The 15595-nt window shown below is 37.4% G+C and carries 11 protein-coding genes; 5 read left to right on the plus strand and 6 right to left on the minus strand.

Features of this window, described 5'->3' with window-relative positions:
* Nucleotide 1: 1 nt before the first annotated feature.
* Both arsS and ACOMC3_RS10070 read left to right on the plus strand, forming a co-directional pair.
* Nucleotides 2-1039 (plus strand): arsenosugar biosynthesis radical SAM (seleno)protein ArsS, encoded by a 1038-nt coding sequence (arsS, locus tag ACOMC3_RS10065; protein WP_420315755.1) that lies wholly within the window; start codon nt 2-4, stop codon nt 1037-1039.
* A gap of 13 nt (nt 1040-1052) precedes the next feature.
* The gene (locus ACOMC3_RS10070) at nt 1053-1922 is read left to right on the plus strand and encodes an ABC transporter substrate-binding protein (RefSeq protein ID WP_420315756.1); all 870 of its coding nucleotides are present in this window, start codon (nt 1053-1055) and stop codon (nt 1920-1922) included.
* 69 nt (nt 1923-1991) lie between these two features.
* On the opposite strand, the gene ACOMC3_RS10075 is transcribed toward ACOMC3_RS10070, so the two are convergent.
* The 6 genes from ACOMC3_RS10075 to ACOMC3_RS10100 form a co-directional block, all read right to left on the minus strand.
* Nucleotides 1992-2729, minus strand: coding sequence for a pentapeptide repeat-containing protein (locus ACOMC3_RS10075; RefSeq protein ID WP_420315757.1), 738 nt, complete (start codon nt 2727-2729; stop codon nt 1992-1994).
* 856 nt (nt 2730-3585) lie between these two features.
* A complete protein-coding gene (locus ACOMC3_RS10080; protein ID WP_420315758.1) occupies nt 3586-6465 on the minus strand; it encodes a PD-(D/E)XK nuclease family protein in 2880 nt (959 codons plus the stop codon).
* Nucleotides 6466-6609: 144 nt separating this feature from the next.
* Nucleotides 6610-6894: a hypothetical protein gene (locus ACOMC3_RS10085; protein ID WP_420315759.1), complete on the minus strand. Its 285-nt coding sequence runs from the start codon at nt 6892-6894 to the stop codon at nt 6610-6612.
* On the minus strand, nt 6891-7709 hold the full coding sequence (locus ACOMC3_RS10090; protein WP_420315760.1) for a hypothetical protein: 819 nt from the start codon (nt 7707-7709) through the stop codon (nt 6891-6893). Before ACOMC3_RS10090 ends, ACOMC3_RS10085 begins: the two co-directional genes overlap by 4 nt.
* Nucleotides 7710-7848: 139 nt before the next feature.
* Nucleotides 7849-8499: a hypothetical protein gene (locus tag ACOMC3_RS10095; RefSeq protein ID WP_420315761.1), complete on the minus strand. Its 651-nt coding sequence runs from the start codon at nt 8497-8499 to the stop codon at nt 7849-7851.
* 36 nt (nt 8500-8535) lie between these two features.
* A complete protein-coding gene (locus ACOMC3_RS10100; RefSeq protein ID WP_420315762.1) occupies nt 8536-11658 on the minus strand; it encodes a UvrD-helicase domain-containing protein in 3123 nt (1040 codons plus the stop codon).
* A 224-nt stretch (nt 11659-11882) separates the two neighbouring features.
* On the opposite strand from ACOMC3_RS10100, the gene ACOMC3_RS10105 reads away from it, so the two are divergent.
* The 3 genes from ACOMC3_RS10105 (at nt 11883) to ACOMC3_RS10115 (ending at nt 15514) form a co-directional block, all read left to right on the plus strand.
* Nucleotides 11883-12242: a TonB family protein gene (locus ACOMC3_RS10105; protein ID WP_420315763.1), complete on the plus strand. Its 360-nt coding sequence runs from the start codon at nt 11883-11885 to the stop codon at nt 12240-12242.
* Between the two features lie 249 nt (nt 12243-12491).
* Entirely contained in the window at nt 12492-12875 is a 384-nt protein-coding gene (locus tag ACOMC3_RS10110) for a PadR family transcriptional regulator (RefSeq protein ID WP_420315764.1), read from the plus strand.
* Nucleotides 12827-15514: an FtsX-like permease family protein gene (locus tag ACOMC3_RS10115; RefSeq protein ID WP_420315765.1), complete on the plus strand. Its 2688-nt coding sequence runs from the start codon at nt 12827-12829 to the stop codon at nt 15512-15514. Before ACOMC3_RS10110 ends, ACOMC3_RS10115 begins: the two co-directional genes overlap by 49 nt.
* The last annotated feature ends 81 nt before the right edge of the window (nt 15515-15595 follow it).

Raw genomic sequence — 15595 nt, forward strand, 5'->3', positions numbered from 1 at the left:
AATGCTCAAATCCTTAAAGAGACAAAATCATAAACTTTCTTCTCCGGCAGGACAGATTGAAGTTCTTGACGATGCTGAATCCATTGATATAATAACATTCAAGGACAAATTATCTGACATAGGACTATATCCATTAAAACCGACAAAAATTGATATTTTCCAAGTAAATGTAGGCAAGATGTGCAATCAGGTTTGCGCTCACTGCCATGTAGATGCTGGCCCAGATAGAAAAGAGATTATGACAAAGGAAACCATGCAACTTTGTCTTGATGCGATTCGAGAGACAGACATTGAAACTGTTGACTTAACAGGTGGTGCTCCGGAAATGAATCCTCATTTCAGGTGGTTTGTTGAAGAGCTATCTTCTTTAGGTAAAAAAGTATTAGTTCGATGTAACCTTACCATTATCCTGGCTAACCCGAAATACAATGACTTGCCGGATTTTTTCAAGAAACATGAAGTAAATGTTGTTTCGAGCCTTCCGTATTTTACAGCCAAAAGAACGGATGCTCAAAGAGGAGATGGCGTTTTCGATAAATCAATAAAAGCACTACACATGCTAAATAAAGTTGGGTATGGTAAAGAAAATACTGGTTTAAAGCTTGATTTGGTATATAACCCTGCTGGTGCATTTCTTCCAGGAGATCAGGAAACGCTTACATCACAATTCAAAAGAAAACTTCTGGAATATGATATTGAGTTTAATGATCTTTTTGCAATTACGAATCTGCCAGTGAGTAGATTCTTGGAATATTTGGTTAAAACTGAAAAATATGAGGACTACATGACTGAGCTGGTAAATGCTTTTAATCCTACTGCTGCTGAAGGGGTAATGTGTAGAAATACCCTCAGTGTGAGCTGGGATGGTCATCTTTATGATTGCGATTTTAATCAAATGCTTGAATTAGAAGTAAAAGCGCCCAGTCACATCCGCGATTTTGACATTGAGGCTTTAACAAACCGTGAAATTGTTTTAAATCAGCATTGCTATGGATGCACGGCGGGTGCGGGTTCTAGCTGTGGAGGTGCCACCACATAGTCTTACTCTATAAATGAAGAAAATTAGAATTGGAGGTGTACCAGAACACTTCAACTTACCTGTCCATTTAGCCATTGAAAATGGGGATTTTAGTCAAGCCGGAATTGAGGTTGAATGGGTTGATTTCCCGGGTGGTTCAGGTTTTATGAAAGAAGCTCTTCGAGATGAATCAATCGACCTGTGCATATTATTAACAGAAGGAATAGTTACAGATATTCTGAAAGGGAATGAATCCAAAATAATTAGTGGATATATAAATACTTCATTGACTTGGGGTATTCACGTGAAAAACTCCGATAAACATTTTAATTCACCATTTTCCATCTTCGATAAAAAGATAGCTATCAGTAGATACGGTTCAGGCTCTCATCTTATGCCAATTGTACATGCGATGATGGAAGAGAAAACGATCTCTGAACATCAATTCATTGAAGTAAGAGATATTCAGGGAGGGATTGAAGCATTACAAAATGGTACTGCAGAAATTTTTTATTGGGAGAAGTTTACAACAAAACCTCATGTACAACAAGGCCTACTGAAAAGAATTGGTGAGTTTATCTCTCCATGGCCATGCTTTCAAATTGCAGCTACCAATCGAATCATTGAAACCGAATCAGACATGGTTAGTCAATTTTTGAAAATCGTGCATCAATCCAATCAGAAGTTTATGGATATGAGTGAAGCAACCAAATTGGTAGCAAACAGGTATCAACAAGATTTTAAGGACGTAGAACGCTGGTTTCATGCCACTGAATGGGCAACCAATGGATGGGTGAGTAATAAAATGCTAGAGGGTGTAATCTATTCCCTGAAGGAAGCCAATATTATCGGTCCAAATGCAGTGGCTACAAATCTCGTTTGGGAGCGGAACAAAAAACAATAATAAAGCCTCCGCCAAAATTGGAAGAGGCTTTGAGTCACGAGTTGGTATTCGTGTATATATGAAGAGAAATTAATTTTTAGAGTTGAGCATATACTTGGTGAAGCTATCGCCATTGATCTTGGTGTATTTCGCATCAATATCATCTTTGACTTCAATATTCTGAATGTCAAAATCACCTCTGGCCTTCATGTACTTAATGTTCCAAGATTCCTCAAAAAGTGCTGATCTAAAACTTACGCCTTCGTCAAATTCAGCATACTTGAAGGTTGCGTCATCATCAAAAAGTGTATTCGAAAAATCTGCCATCTCGTCAAATTCGGCATACTTGAAAGTAGTCTCCCTTAGAAATTTTGATCCGGAAAAATCTGCTTTCCCATCAAAATCAGAATATTTAAACATTGCATTCCTTTTGAATTCACAATTTGAGAATACAACGTCCTTATCAAAGTCTGCTATGAATGTATAACCTGATTCATCTTCATGTATATAGGCCAACACATCATTTTCAAAAATGCAATTAGTAAATGAAATTCGAACATCAATTGACTCCTCAAGAGTATTTCCGTTTCCGCCATCCCACCATTTAGATTTTTTAGGGAGGTCCGGAAGTTTATCCTCCATGTAGGTAAAATCCAGATCACCTGTCACAATTACATTCGAGTAGGTAATCTCTTTCCCCTCTCTTATATCCTCTATGATTTGTGATGCTTGCACTCGATCTTGAGCGAATGCTCGCATAACGAACAGGCTAAACAACAATAGAATAGCAACTCTAATTTTAGTCGATTGTGAAGCAGATATTTCCATGTCTTTATTTTAAGGTGTTTGTATTATAGATGCGCAAATCGTGAAAAAGTTGCACACTCAAATGATATACCTTCAAAAAAGACATTGGTTACATTGTTCCGGGAGATCGGTAAAAAGGAACTGTTGAATGGCGGCCCTAAAAATCCAAAAGGCGAGGGATACTCGCCTTTGGGTTGGTGTGGCCTTATATCCGTGAATAAAAGGTCCAATCTAACCACCTAACGGACTTAGCTTGTAAACTAAACCCATAATTAATTTAACCAATATTTACTTTAGTTCAAAGGCGAATGATGAATAATATGCTTTCAATTATAAAGTTCTTTTCATCGTCCAATTCTCTTAAATAATCATCCAATAATTTCAACAATAGATTCGGGGATTTTTATAAAACGATTGGAAAGAGTATTAAATAAAAAAGCCTTTATCAAAAGACAAAGGCGTGATACTAACAAGGTAGTATGAAGAGGATTTTTGATCCATAGGATTATCCTACAGAAAGTATTTTCAATAATTACAGAATAACTTCAGAAAGCGCACGAAGTGCAAATAATCCGATTAAAATGATTATTCCTATTCGCGTTTTTACTGTTGATGATCGTGACATTTCCATTGGCGGTGGATGTTTTTAGATGATTATAATACAAAGATGACAGTAAAAACGGAAAAGTTGCAGGAGTTGTTTGATTATTAACAAATTTTTAATTTAGAACAAAAACGGAATAATAATCTGAATAATCAATAATACTAGTTTATATGAAATATATTATTCTGTTTTTAAAGTGCGGTAGCATTTGATTTTGCATTATATCAAAGTTGCCAAATCAAAAAAAAATTCAATGAATGAAAAACGTTTAGATCAGCGCCCACATATTCCTTTAAAATCGCAGAACAGACACTTCCTTTCGTCTTCCGTTTGATCAAAATTTTGATTCTTACTGAATATTTCTTCCAGTAAACGCTGCATTTCTTTTTCAAAGACTGGTAAATATGGTCGAGCATCTGAAATGACTTTACCATTAGTTTTGAGTCTATAATCAAAATCAGGTTGAAAAAATTGTTTGATGTTGATCAAACCTGGAACAATTTCTTTTTGAGGGCCATACTTTGAGGCGTAAAGCCATGCATAAAAGAAGGTTTGATAACCTGCCTTTCTTCCATCCTTAGACTTTCCAGTTGTCTCGGAATTAAACAAGTTTTCAATCGCACCTATTTCAGTGAGATCTCTGCCCGTTTTAAAATCCAATACCCGGACTCTCTCGTCTTTTAAATCAACCCGATCAATGTCAGCACCAAGTTTCACATTGATGGTTCGATCTGCTACTTGAACACCAAGTGTTCGTTCATATTTATCCTCAGCTTCAAGACTGATTATCTTAAATGGAACATAGGCTCTATCCATCTCTAATACCCGCTTCACAAATTTTCTGATAATATCAGCCATTACCACATTCCTATCTTTAAACTCGAATCGTTTGCGGCCTCTCATACCAAATTCCTCCTTGAATGCTTTTTCCATCGCTCCATCGATAGAGCCTTCCAATCGCAAAAAGTCATTGGCATCAATAACTCTTGAGCCTTTTTCCTTCATTGTATCCAGGTACAAATATTCAAGAGTCTTATGTAAGGCATTCCCAAAATGACGGGCATCCAGATCGTCGCTCATTTCATCTCCGGAAAAAAGTCTCAGCACATATCTGAAATAGAATTTGAGTTTACAATCAAGGTAAATGTTCAGTGCTGATGCCGATAATCTTCGCTGATCTTGTTCCGGAACTGCATCTGTATATATTGATAATCTTTCCAATACACCGTCTGCAGTCGGAATAGAAATGGGTTGAATTTCCTTTACTTCAATCGAGTTACTTAGTTTTCTACGTTTGATATTGAGGTCACTTTCGAGCTCTACTTGCCTAATAAATCTGCTAACCTCACCACTTAATCCAAAATCAGCATACATATTGTAATAGAAGGATAGATTAGAAGCGTATTGAAAAAGGCGATAGAAAAGGTAAGCGAAGATGGAATCTTGAGTTTCGAAAGTAGGAAGATCAAATGCTTTTCTTATCCGGTATGGTATAAATGATCCAGCACGCTGTGATGAAGGAAATATATCCTCATTCATATTCAGCATGAATACATATTTGAAGTCCAGGTTTCTTGTCTCCAGAACTCCCATAATTTGCAAACCTTCTACCGGCTCACCGCTAAAAGGAATCTTGACTGATCGAGCCGTTTTTCTGAAAAGGCTCTTAAAGGTTTTTATATCAATGTTGACACTTTGCTTTTCCAGAATCTCATCAAGTTTTGATAGCAGTTGCTGAAAATGATATAAGTATTCTCTTTCCAGCCCGAAACGCTCAACTACTAAATCTCCAAGAATAATGACAACATCTTCAAGGTATCTTGTCAAACTCTCGTGCTCCCCTACTTGCCGAAATATTGTATTTAATACTGTTGAATTAACTTTTTGAATATCATTCTGAAAAACCCTGATTTGATTCTTCTTCTTTATTTCGCCAATCAGTTTATCTAATGGGTTTTTTTCTTCTTTATAAAGGTATGGGTGACTTAGGATGTCAAGTGTAGGTTTGTGGTAGAACGAGAGTCCGTTTTCCGGAGATAGATTGGTATGTTCTTGTAATTCAATCGCTGCTTCAAGTAGCCCGAACAATGGGGTATCTTTTAATGGATATCCCATGGTGACATTCAGCTTATCCACCGTATCTGGAAGCGCATTTAAAAGCGGAAATAACATATAATCCTGTGGCAACACAACCACTATTTCATCATTTCTAACTCCTTTTTCCAGTAATTTATCGATCTCCTCTCCTATTAATTTAGCTTGCCCAATTTCAAGGGAAACTCCCGTAACACTTACTTCTTTATTTTCCTTTATTACTTCCGGAAGAACCTCTGAAAAGCTTGGTCCAAAAATTGAATCCTTCCTATATCTTCTCAGAAAACTACCTGCCTCTTGTTTAGGGTCATCTAAATAATAGCCATCTATGTCCCATAAAATTTTAGCGTTCGCATTTGAAATGAAATGTTTAATTAACACCTCTTCAGCATTTGTTAATGCATTGAACCCAGCAAAAATTATTGGTTTTTCCTCATTAACATTCAATGCATTTAGATCGTCCGCTAACTCACGATAAACATGAGATGTGTATCCAATTTCCTGTTTCTTAATTCGATCCTTAAATGATTCATAAACAGGCAGAAGAATCTTCCATGTTTCTACAAACTGTTCCTGTGTTTTAGTGGAGGTGGGTAAGAACTCCTGCCAGAATTTCTTGATAATGGCTTCTTGCTTCTCATCGAGAAAATAAAAATCCTCTGCTAGTTGGCGATCATCTTTTACATACTTAAATAGCTGATTCGGATTTACTAAATAGTGATCAACCTCCTCAAAATCTCTGAGCAGCATTTCACCCCAGAAATAAAATGATTCGAACCCCTCATCATTGCCTTGTTGTTCTTTAAAAGATTCATATAATTCAAAAATCAGAGTGAGAGGATCTGACTTTTTTGTTTTTGAAAATCCAAAAAGAAAGTCTTCAAGACTTAAGGTGGTCGGTGACCAAACGGGTTTATCAATTTTTTTCGAGAGATACTTTTTAAGGAAAAGTCCTGCTCTTCTATTTGGAAACACGAGTATAACCTCACCAAGACGATCCTGATAGTTTTTGACTAAATAATTGGCTACTTGCTCGAGAAATTTTGTGCGCTGCTCCAACAGAATGTTAAATCATTTTTGGAAGCGTAATATTCCAAATTCTTATGGATAATCACACATGGCTTGGGATCAAGTTATCCACAACTTATGTTCCATCGATTTATTTAGCAATTAAACGACCTTTCACTCGAATATTATCGTCGACTAATTCATACACGTAAGTGCCAGATAATTGAATGTTGGGATAAAAAGTATGGGTATCACCATCAAGATCAGATGATTCAAAAATAAGTTCCCATCCATTTGAAAAAGTCTAAATCGAGCATTCCGAAGTGGCTGACCTGACCTGAAGGAGATACGTTCAGAAAATGGATTTGGGAATACTTTAACTTCATAATCATTGGTAAATTCTTCATCAATCGACATCACCACCGGCGGGATTGCATATGGATCATTTCTTACTATTTCCCACGCAATTGCTTGCATCATAGCTGCTTGTGCTTCTGTTGGTGGATCAAATTGCCATCCGGCAGCTGCGAATGTCTCGTTTGTGAGTCCCTCTGGTGACTGCCAAATAACGTAGCAAAGTGCACACATGTAGCCAGATAATAAGTCATCTCTGTTGGGTGAATGGTAGCTTCGGGAATATCATTGGGATCGAATAGCTCCAGCCAATCGGATATTCCTGGAAAGACACCCGCTCGAACACTGTCTACCATTGCCTGAAACGCAGCAGCTACTGGTACAATCCGAATGTTTTTACCAACGTTTATCTCACTCACAGAATCAGCAACTTCCTCCCATAACGGGCGCATTTCTGCATTTAATGCAATCCAATCTTCATAAGGTTGATTACCCGTCAGGTCAATTTCATTATGAAATTCCATCAAATAAACTTGAGTAGCAGCATTAGCGGATATTGCAAGATCATAGAAGTTATCTACTGACTGATAAGAGGTTATCACATTTTCATTGCAAAATTGACTACCAAGAAGCACTTCTTGAATAGGAATTTGCTCTGCTAAGACCAAAATATCATAATTACCAGATGCAAGTTCCAGATGAGAATCTGTTCCTCCTTGTGGTTCAGCATGATTAAACCATTGATTGGCCAGGCAGGTACCGCCAATAAATTGAAATCCATAATCATAACTGCTGATTCCAGCATCGGCTGCAAGATCATTGACCATTTCCCCTACTATGAGGTCCCATCCAAAACCACTATGGCCAATATAGTAGGTGCTGTGTTGTGAAAATGTCAAGATTGGAATGGCTAAAAACGTGAAAAGGATAGTAGACTTCATGGCAGGAGTGTTTACATGGAAGAGAGTTAAGTTACGAAATGCCCCTAAGAATAGGGATTAGGATTCGATAACCAAGAAAGTGGAGTCGATAAAGAAGTCAATAAAAGACTATAAGCAGTTATTTCAAATCTTAAAATGACTAATTGCTAGTCAGTTCTTTATCACTCTTATTGATGTTCAGATGAAGGTGTTGCCTGAGATCAGCCATTTTGTTTTGGAATAAATCATTGGTCCGATTCTGATACGTTGTTTTGATTTTCCTTAGCTTATTTCCGAGAATTGCCGTTTGATTCGCATCCTCAAGTGAGGCTTGCTCTATTTCTTTAGCACTTTTTTCAATGTAATTTTCAAACTCCTTCCTTAAAAAGAAACTTACCTGTTTTACTGCCCGAAGGTAGGTACTATCTAAATCAAGACTCATAGAAAGCAATTCCAGATGATAGGGTTCTAAGCCTGTTTCAAAAATCTGCCGATCGATATCATTACGTTCAGCCAAAGCTGATTTCCAAAAAAATCCTCTTGCCTTGATCATATCTCTTGAATCACGAAACACAATAGTTGTTTCCAGAATAACTTCATCCACTTTATCATAAAAGTGAAGATTCAGATTTTGCCAATAATCAATCCGTGAATTGATACTTATATACGTTTCTCTTATTTCATGAGCTTGTTTCTGAATTTCTATTTCTTTCTCCTTATTCCAGGCAAAAAAGAGGCCTATTACTGTAATCGTTAATGATATACCAGTCAATAACTCACCAATGGATGCTTCTTTTTTGATTCTAATCATGGATAGTCTCAAAGGTTATTTTTTCAAGATAAGAATCTAGATCGACCTAACCTCCGCTGAGGTTAAATAAAGTAAGTATCCTTCTACTTCATAGCCCATCTCCTTCAGTAGCGCTATATATTCCTTCAGCTGTAGATTATCGTTTGCCTTAGGACGACCACTTTTAAAGTCTATGACCGTGGCTTTATTCCCATCGATTAATACTCTGTCCATACGCTTAACTTCACCATCTTTTGGTAATACTACCACTTCGGTCTTTACTTCTGAAGATCCATCGAACCACGATTTAACCTTCTCATCCATCCAAAGATTATTAATCAGGTTACTATATCGCTTTTTATCCTCCTTTGTAATCTGCATACCTCGCTCATAGCGAACAAGTACATTTTCCGTATCATCATAATGAATGATCTCTGACAGAATCTGATGAAGTAAAATTCCTTCATTTCTACTTTTTTCAACCTCATCATCATAATAGGCTTTACCGGTCTTCCTAACCTGCAATTTGTTACTCCATTTATTAGAGCCATAATTATTTAAAGATATCATGTCATCCGTCGATTCTCTATGCTTCACAGGAATTGAACCAATTTCATAAGTTTTCCTTGAGTCGTCCCAGCCCTGTGGGTTACTCTCAAAGTAGCTCCATAATAGCTTGCTGGAAGTACTGTACATTTTGTCCTTTCGGCTTGGAGGTGGTTCACAATAAACAATGAGTGCATTCTCTGCCCGGGTGAATGCCACATAAAGCACATTGAGACTTTCTAAATGCCACTTGGCTATGTCTTTTTGGTAACTTTCAATGAAACTGGTTTTTTCCAAGTCTGACTTATAGTCTACAGGAACATTTTCTCCCTTCGTATAGGGAGATTCATACCATACAGGTTTTGGCTTACTGTTCATTTCAAAATTGCAAAACGGAACAAAAACAATTGGGTATTGAAGGCCTTTTGACTTATGAGAAGTGATTACTTCCACTGCGTCTAATGCTCCCGTAAGTTGCACTGATCGTTTCTTTCCATTATCCTCCCACCAATCAAGAAATAAACGCAAGTCTGATCGATTATTTTTGCTATACTCCAACACCGCATCTTGAAACGCCTGAAGATAAACGATTTCAGATTTTATGGAATTAAGGTTGAAAGTTCGAACCAAGACTTCTACAAGTTCGAGAATAGGTAGATGTAAAAGGTGTTGTTTGTATTTAGTAAAGGTTCCCGGCAGTCCGCTTTGGCCCAGTTTACTGAAGTCACTATGATCGATAAACGGTTGCTGTTTGATCACCTTTTGATACCTGAATGTAAGGTCTGCCTTCACACTTACATCATCTGGATTTATAAGATGGTTAAAAGCAGAAAGCATCAATTGAACTACCTCTGAATTGGTTAGAAGCATACCTTCAGCAGAAATAACTTCGATCTTAGTCTCATGTGTTCGGCGATAGTCCAATACGTAGTTGACAATCTCTGCAGCCTCCTTGTTTGAACGAACCAGAATCGCCATATCATTTAAGTGATGTCCCTCGGTGAGCAATCGTTCCATTTGATGAATGGTCTGCTCCAGGGCGTTTTGCTTCCATTCATTTCTCTCCTCAACATCTAAAAATTCGAGAAAAACGTACCCTTCTACTTCTTCATTTTTTGATGCGATTTTTTGCTCCACCCCATCATATGTTTTAAGGATCATTGACCGTTCATTCTCAGAAATAACCCCCTCCATTTCATCGATCATGATTTTGGGTAATGATTTAAAAAGCTGATTATTGAATGTTACAATGTTCTTTGCACTTCGCCAGTTTGTATTTTTAGTATTGTCAACATTCGTTTGAGGAATATCCGCTTCAACCTTATTAAGCAAAAGTGTAGGATCGCCACCCCTCCAACCATAGATAGATTGCTTCGCATCTCCTACGATAATGTTTTCGTTTCCATTACCTAAACTTTCTTCCAGCAGCGGTTTGAAGTTATTCCATTGAAATTGCGAAGTGTCCTGAAATTCATCGATCAGGAAATGTGAGTACCAGGTACCTACTTTTTCATAAATGAATGGTGATCCGCTATCATCAATGATTTGTGATAGAAAATCAGGTAGGTCAGAGATCATGATAACCTCCTCTTCTTTCTTGTAATTCTGCAATCGGTTTGCAAGATCTGTCATCAGACCCAGTGTGTATAAATGCTTAAGCACCGCTAATGCGGTATAATATTCCTCGGCATTACTTTTAATGAAATCAAGTGCTTCATTCAATAGAGGTATGAATGAGGATTCAGCATTCTGAATAATTACATCCTTCTTAGCGCTTGATTTGGATGTCCAGGCTGTTGCATCTTCTTTGGCCGCAATCACACGCTTGGTCTCTAAGGAATCATATTCTTTTTTTCGGAGCTTGAGAAAAAACCCACCGGGACCGGAATATTTATAAGAGAGATCCTCAATTGACAATGAAGAACTAACCAAGGCCTCATCAAATCGATCAGCTACTTTTATAAGTGTTCTTTCAAACGACAACTTCCTTTCCAGAAGATTGGATTTCAGATCTTTGACTTTTTCCTTAATGGATTCATCTGAAAACTGGTGCTGTGGAAGCAGTTTAAACTCTTCCTGAAAGAGTTGCTTTGCTAGTTTACTAACCTGGTTTTTGGTTTCATAGCCTTCTCCATCACTCAATCCCTCCATTGAGAATTCAACTAGCCAGTTTCTGAGTTGTTGATTGTTTTCTACTCCTTCATATACACTTGAGGTAATGAATTCAGCTACTTTATCGGAATCCAGTTCAATTCCAAAGCTTCCCTGTAATCCAATTTCCCGAGAGAAAGAACGAATTACTCTGTGAAAAAAGGTATCTATTGTAGTGATGTTGAAATAGCTGTAATGGTGAAGTAGATGTGAGAGCGAGTCCTGAGCAGCCTGCACAATCTGAGTCCTTGATTTATTCAATTCTATTTCGAAACTAGGAATCAATTCGTGTTCACCTTTGGCAATGGTAATCAAAAATTCGAGCACGCGTTCTTTCATTTCCTCAGCCGCTCGATTGGTAAAAGTCACAGCAAGAATTTTTTGATAGTAGTCTTCTGATCTTAAAGCAAGCTTCAAGTATTCTTTAGCAAGCGTGTAGGTTTTACCGGACCCGGCAGATGATCGATAGATAGTGAGTGACATACTTACGAAAATAACTTTCGCACGTCACCGATGAATTAAAATCACAGAATAGTTATCCACAAAACCGACATTAGGCAGTTTTATAAACGATTTTATCGAAAAAATCTTCTAATGTTATCTTAATGTTAAGAAATTATTACGCAAATTTTGATTTTATGTGAACGGAACGTAACATTACATTATTAAATGGTTAACATTTAGGAAACATTAAAATCAGGATAGATATGAAGAAGATATTTTCAATTGTAGCATTAGCATTTTTTGTGTTAAACACTTTTGCGACTCCATCCAATGGAGAGGCTGAAAATCCCAAGCCTACTAACTACAAAGAAATTATCTCCAATATAGAGTATCCGGAATCCAGCAAAGCAAAAGGAATTGAAGGCCAAGTGCTTGTCATGCTAAAAATTGATAAAGCTGGAAAGGTCATCAATCACAGATTTGAGGATTATCCATGTACTGACTTAAGAGATGCTGTGAAAGATATTTTGAAGGATTTAAAATTCGAACCAGCAAAAAATAGCAAGGGTGAATCTGTTGTTGGATTCATCGCAGTTCCTGTTAACTTTAAGCTAACAATCTAATTTTTAAATAAGTTAGATCAATTTGTAGACCGTTCGCCAACTGGCGAACGGTTTTTTTGTGCCCAACCTTCTTATATTATTTACGTTTAGAAATTTTATATTTAATTTACATTTAGTAATTAAAACATTTCCAAATGAAATTTCCATAAATCCCACCTATGTATCAGGGGTGATTTATCAGTTGAAACCAGTAGGTATCAGCTCAAATTAAATGGACATTTCAAGTGGTCTTTTAAATAGATTGTAAACATGAAAGAATATCAACTTGGGGAGTTTGAGGAGATTGTCTTACTCACTGTAGCCGTGCTTCATGAAGACGCATATGGTGTCTCGATTAAAGAGGATATCGAAACTCGATTAAACCGTAAGGTGAGTGTAAGTGCCCTCCAAACCGCTCTTCGCAGAATGGAAAAGAAAGACTATCTCAAATCCAGCTTTGGAGAAGCAACGGCCATTCGAGGTGGTAAAAGAAAAAGGTATTTCAAAGTAACCAAAACAGGAAAGGCTGCTCTTGATTATGCGAAAGAGACACGAATGAAACTTTGGAAAGCAATTCCTGATGTTACATATGAATATTCAAAGGCATGGACAAGCAGCGGCATTCTCCCCCTTCCTGGTCTACAAGATTTTTAGAATGGTTTCTTAAGGAGGACTATTTTGAAGATGTACAGGGAGATCTGGAAGAGGAGTATCAATTGTTGATAAAAAGTAATGGACTAGTAAAAGCTAAAAGATGGTATAACTGGCAAATAATCAGGCTATTTAAACCTGAAATGGCTAAACGTATAGAAGCTCAAAACTCAATAGAAAAGGAAACGACTATGTTTAAGAACTATTTCAAAATCGGACTAAGAAACCTCTGGAAGTACAAATCCAGTACGGTAATTAATGTAATTGGCTTATCAACCGGAATAGCGGCATTCGTGCTTATTGCACTGTTTGTGAAAGATGAATTAAGCTATGATCGGCATCATGAACATGCCGAAAACATTTTCCGGGTAACTGTAAAAAATTATACAACAGATGGAGATCTAAGCAGACACTGGGCGTTTGCATCAGCCGGACATGCACAAAGATTAAAGGACGATTACAGTGAGATTACACATGCTACACGATTCTTTCCATGGGCTTTCCCTGATATTAAATATGATGGGAAGGAATTTCAAAGTGAACCTGTCATCTTCTGTGATAATGATGCATTTGAAATTTTCTCCTTTCAGTTTTTAGAAGGCTCAGCAGAGACTGCATTTCCTGATATTTATTCTTTGGTTCTGACACGCTCAAAAGCAGTTACAATTTTCGGGTCTGAATGGGAAGAAAATGGTGTTGTCGGTGAAACGGTTATCCTGGCAGCACAAGGAGAAGAAATTCCATTCAAAGTGACCGCTGTTATGGAGGATATGCCGGATCAGCAACATTTTCATTTTGATTATTTAGCTCCAATCCGCCTGCTTGAGACTGTCATGGGAGAAGATGCCATGAATAACACCACCGGGAATTATAACTGGATGACATTCATCAGAACTTCCAACGGAGCTAATATTCCAAAGTTAACAGCTAGTGCTAATGAAGAATTCTGGGATAAATACATTGGTGAATTTCAACCAGGAGTTTATGCAAGAGAATTTTATGATTTTGTATTTCAACCGATCCTAGACATTCACCTTACTTCCAATCTTGAAGGTGAATATGAAACGAACGGATCAATTGATCAGGTATATATTTTCACCGCAATTGGGTTCTTACTACTACTTGTTGCATGTGTGAATTATATGAATATCGCTACCTCACACTATTCACGAAGAATGAAAGAAGTTGGTGTAAGAAAGGTGATTGGTGCCTTTAAATCATCTCTGGTCAAGCAATTTCTGTCAGAATCCCTGTTAATTGTCTTTGTATCCTTGCCCATTTCAGTTATTCTAATCTTTTGGGCCTTGCCCTATCTGAACGAATTTATGGGTAAAGAATTGGTATTCAACCCTTTCATTCAGATAGATATATTTTTCGGACTTGTTTCTTTAATGCTATTAGTTGGTGTCATAGCAGGCCTATACCCAGCATTGTTTCTGTCAAAAATTAATCTTGTGCAGGCGCTCAAAGGTGAACAAGCCATGAATGCAAGTAAATGGAACTTCAGATCTTATCTGGTAACCTTTCAATACGTGGTAACCATTGGTCTAATTTTCGCAATTGGTGTGATTGAGAGTCAGATGAACTTCATCAGGAATTCAGACCCGGGATTTGATAGAGAATACATGGTGAGCATGTTTCTTCCAAGAGGGGATTATAATAATGAGACACTCAGAAATGAGCTACTCAAAAACCCTAATATTGTAAAAGCCACATTCTCCTCGCGAATCCCTACAGGTAGGTTGGCAGATAGTTGGGGTTCCAGATTTTTTAAAGGGGATTCAGCTATTTCTACAAGTTTTAGACTTCCTGTGGTTACAGTTGATAAACATTTCCTGGATGCCTTCGGGATAGATCTTCTTGCAGGTGAAAACTTCAGAGAAGGCATGGAAACCAATTTAATGCCTGATACTACTGTAACTGGTTACTATATTATTAACCGCGCAGCGTCCAAAGCCCTTGGTTTTGATGATCCCACAGAAGTAATTGGTAAAAAACTTGGCTATGGTCCCTCACAGGGACGTGTTGTTGGAGTCATGGAAGATTTCCATTTTGAGTCCTTATATAGCCCTATTGTACCTACACTTTTTCTAACAAGGGACCGGTACAGAAGAGTAAGTCTAAAACTGACTGGTCAGGATATCAGAGGCACACTTGATTACCTGGAAAATGTATACGCTCAATTTGATCCTGAAGGGGACGCTAATTATCGTTTTGTTGATGATATGTTTAATGAACAGTATCAAAAAGAAGAAAGGTTAGCAACAATGATTAAAGTATTTGCAGTAATTGCAATACTCATTGGATGCCTTGGATTAATTGGTATGGTTGGTTTTATCATTGAGACAAAGTTGAAAGAAATTGGCGTCCGAAAAGTCCTGGGGGCTAGTACCGGAAGCATTTGGATGATCATTAGCAACAGATTCGCTATCCTGATTGGCATTGCTTTTATCATCGGATTACCACTGGCTTATTGGTTTATGAATGATTGGCTGGAAAGCTTTGTATACAGAACTTCTATCTCAATTCCTTTGATTGTACTGCCTGTACTTGGAGCTTTAATATTGACATTGCTGGCAATTGCCTACCAAACCATTAAAGCGACCAAAGTGAATCCTGTAGAGTGTTTGAAAGATGAGTAGATAAAATTCATTTATGAAAGCCACTTCAGAGAGTGGCTTTCTTATTGTGCAACTATTGTAAAGTGTAAGACTCTTTAAGAA

Origin of the sequence: Ekhidna sp. (genome assembly GCF_965212185.1) — a bacterium.
Classification (GTDB): Bacteria; Bacteroidota; Bacteroidia; order Cytophagales; family Cyclobacteriaceae; genus Ekhidna.

Coding starts and splice junctions, on each gene's coding strand:
- arsS (WP_420315755.1), top strand. CDS start 2: ATGCTCAAATCCTTAAAGAGACAAAATCATAAACTTTCTTCTCCGGCA.
- ACOMC3_RS10070 (WP_420315756.1), top strand. CDS start 1,053: ATGAAGAAAATTAGAATTGGAGGTGTACCAGAACACTTCAACTTACCT.
- ACOMC3_RS10075 (WP_420315757.1), bottom strand. CDS start 2,729: ATGGAAATATCTGCTTCACAATCGACTAAAATTAGAGTTGCTATTCTA.
- ACOMC3_RS10085 (WP_420315759.1), bottom strand. CDS start 6,894: ATGATGCAAGCAATTGCGTGGGAAATAGTAAGAAATGATCCATATGCA.
- ACOMC3_RS10090 (WP_420315760.1), bottom strand. CDS start 7,709: ATGAAGTCTACTATCCTTTTCACGTTTTTAGCCATTCCAATCTTGACA.
- ACOMC3_RS10095 (WP_420315761.1), bottom strand. CDS start 8,499: ATGATTAGAATCAAAAAAGAAGCATCCATTGGTGAGTTATTGACTGGT.
- ACOMC3_RS10100 (WP_420315762.1), bottom strand. CDS start 11,658: ATGTCACTCACTATCTATCGATCATCTGCCGGGTCCGGTAAAACCTAC.
- ACOMC3_RS10105 (WP_420315763.1), top strand. CDS start 11,883: ATGAAGAAGATATTTTCAATTGTAGCATTAGCATTTTTTGTGTTAAAC.
- ACOMC3_RS10110 (WP_420315764.1), top strand. CDS start 12,492: ATGAAAGAATATCAACTTGGGGAGTTTGAGGAGATTGTCTTACTCACT.
- ACOMC3_RS10115 (WP_420315765.1), top strand. CDS start 12,827: ATGGACAAGCAGCGGCATTCTCCCCCTTCCTGGTCTACAAGATTTTTA.